1 protein-coding gene and 1 pseudogene are annotated in these 2,557 nt (G+C 58.6%); both read right to left on the bottom strand.

Annotated elements, in window-relative coordinates:
- The coding region (locus tag ACWI8T_RS09400; protein ID WP_449138755.1) for an Hsp70 family protein at positions 1–691 on the bottom strand (691 nt) is incomplete at its 3' end.
- 435 nt (positions 692–1,126) lie between these two features.
- Positions 1,127–2,557: pseudogene (locus tag ACWI8T_RS09395) on the bottom strand (hypothetical protein); the annotation flags it as partial.

Here is a 2,557-nt window from a genome sequence, read left to right as displayed (position 1 = left end):
TGACGCGGTGGTCCCAGTCGTCGCCGCCCAGGTGGTTGTCGCCAGCGGTGGACAGAACTTCGAACACGCCGTCGCCGAGCTCAAGCACGGAAACGTCGAACGTGCCGCCGCCAAGGTCGAACACGAGGATCTTCTGATCTTTGTTCACCTTGTCGAGGCCGTAAGCCAAAGCAGCAGCGGTAGGCTCGTTGATAATACGCTTCACTTCGAGGCCAGCAATTTTGCCAGCGTCTTTGGTGGCCTGACGCTGAGCGTCGTTGAAGTATGCAGGAACGGTAATGACGGCCTCGGTAATCGGCTGGCCCACGCGCTTCTCGGCGTCAGCCTTCAGCTTCTGCAGAACCATGGCCGAAATTTCCTCGGGAGTGTATTCCTTGCCATCGATGTCGACGACGGAACGGCCATCCTTGCCCTTCACGACATTGTAGGCGACGGTCTTGCGCTCTTCGGCAGTTTCGTCGTAGCTGCGGCCGATGAAGCGCTTCACGGAAGAAACGGTGTTCTCAGGGTTGGTGACAGCCTGGTTCTTAGCGGCCTTGCCGACAACACGCTCGCCGTCTTTGCGGAAGCCCTCGACCGACGGAGTGGTGCGGTCGCCTTCGGCGTTCACCAGAATGGTGGGCTCATTGCCTTCCATAACCGCCATCGCGGAGTTCGTGGTGCCCAGGTCGATACCCAGAATCTTGCCCATATCTATTCAGCCCTTTCTCGTTGACGAAGCCGCGTCCTGCAGCCTCGCTGGTGGCATTGCCACCGACTGTTCTTACCTTGCGTGTTCGGTTCGAAGCCCGCAGCTTTTGCCCTCCGCGACCTTCGCGCCTTCTTGGTACATTTGGCAATATAAAATCTAAGTGCCTCATTGTCAACTTATCTGACAATTTATTTTGCACGTTACTTAACTGTCACTTTGAATGATTATTTATATGCCCCATATAGGGAAGATATGCGAGTAATACCTACATATTGTGGTTTTCGACCGTTCTATACAACAAGAGCCCCATTCGACGGTAACCGAATGGGGCTTTCGAAATCTCAGTGAGGGATTGTTAGGTCGGAGCTTTCGCGGCCGCACGCACCGCAGCTGTCGAAGGGTGCGCCAACTGTCGCGCACCAAAGCTTCCGCTTGCTACCTGGCCTCGAGGCCCATCTGCAACATGTATACCTCTTCGCGCAGCTCGCGGGCATCTGCATTGGTAAGGCGGCCGGCCTCGCGCATAAGGCGAATTTGTTCGAGCTCCATCGAAAGCGCCTCGGCCTCGATGTCGCGCGTTTTCGCCTTCACGCGACGCTTGCCCAAAAACGTGCCGCGTACCTTGCGACCCGTATGCGTCTCTTCGCCAGCGAGCGCAGCGGAAGCTGCCGATGCAGCATCGGCCACGGCATTTGCCGCGGAACTCATCTTAGCCGCCAAATCGGCGTCATCGGAATCGGGCGCGACGAACGGAATCGTGCCTGCTTCGGAAGGCGACCCCATCACAGCCTCCAGTTGGGCTTCGCGCGCCTCGGCGGCGTCAAGTACGCGTTTGCTTTCGGGAGTGACCTTCGAAATGTCGATGCCCGTTATAGCCTCGAGCTTCGCCGTGGAATCAGGCAGCACGGTACACTTCTCTTCGGCGGCCTCTCGCGCTTCCTCGCGAGCTTCGACGGCCGCTTCCGCTTCCACGCGGGCCACGCGCAGGCGCAACGCCATAAGGTTAGCGTTGTATTCGCTCTTCAACAGGCCCGCAGCATGACGGCCCTCAGCGTCGAGCGCGGGCTCCATGCTTTCCAAATACTGCAAGGCGTGTTCTTCGGCGGCAATGATGAGTTTCGACATTTCGCGCTTGCATTCATCGGTCATATTCGAACCGCGAACTTTGTCCACAATGAAGCGAACCGTCCATGTGAACGGGGCTTTCTTGCGCAAATCGGGCCGAGCAACAACCGCACCGGGAGCGACGCCCGCGCCCGCCACAATGGGAGCGCCCGAGCCAAGCGTCGAAGCAAACTTCGAATGCGAGCCGCGCTTGAGCACGTCAATGCTGTGGTTGAGCGTACTCGCATAGCGCTCGCCCGCCGCGCGACTCACTTCGCCCGACGCCATTTTTTCGCGCACGAATTCGAGCTGGTCGCCCAGAACATCAATGCGCATGCCGCGCAGCGTATCGTCGGAAACCTCGCGCTCGCGCACCAAATTCATACGATCGCGGTATGCCTGCACGGTAACGCGCGTAGGCACCGCCGTTTCGGGGGTTTCTTTCTCAAGCAGCTCGTCGATAACATTCTGCAAAATGTCGACTTCCACCTTCGAGCGCGGCGAGGCGCCTTCGCTTTCTTCAGCGGGAGCCAGCAGCGGCACCACGAAATTCGCAATGAGCAACGTGAGCACAATAACGCCCGACGCAAGGAAGATGAGCAGGTCGCGATTGGGAAACGGCGTCGTCGCGGCAACGAAGTACGGAAGCGACATAACGACCGAAAGCGTCACGGCGCCCTTCGGGCCAGCAAGCGTAATCACGGCCGCGTTGCGCAGGAAATCGGCGTTGATTTTCGGACGGATGCCCTCGCGATTGCGCGT

It is taken from the genome of Slackia sp., from assembly GCF_977041755.1.
Note: the sequence above shows the minus strand (reverse complement) of the source record. Positions and strands in the feature narration are given on the sequence as shown.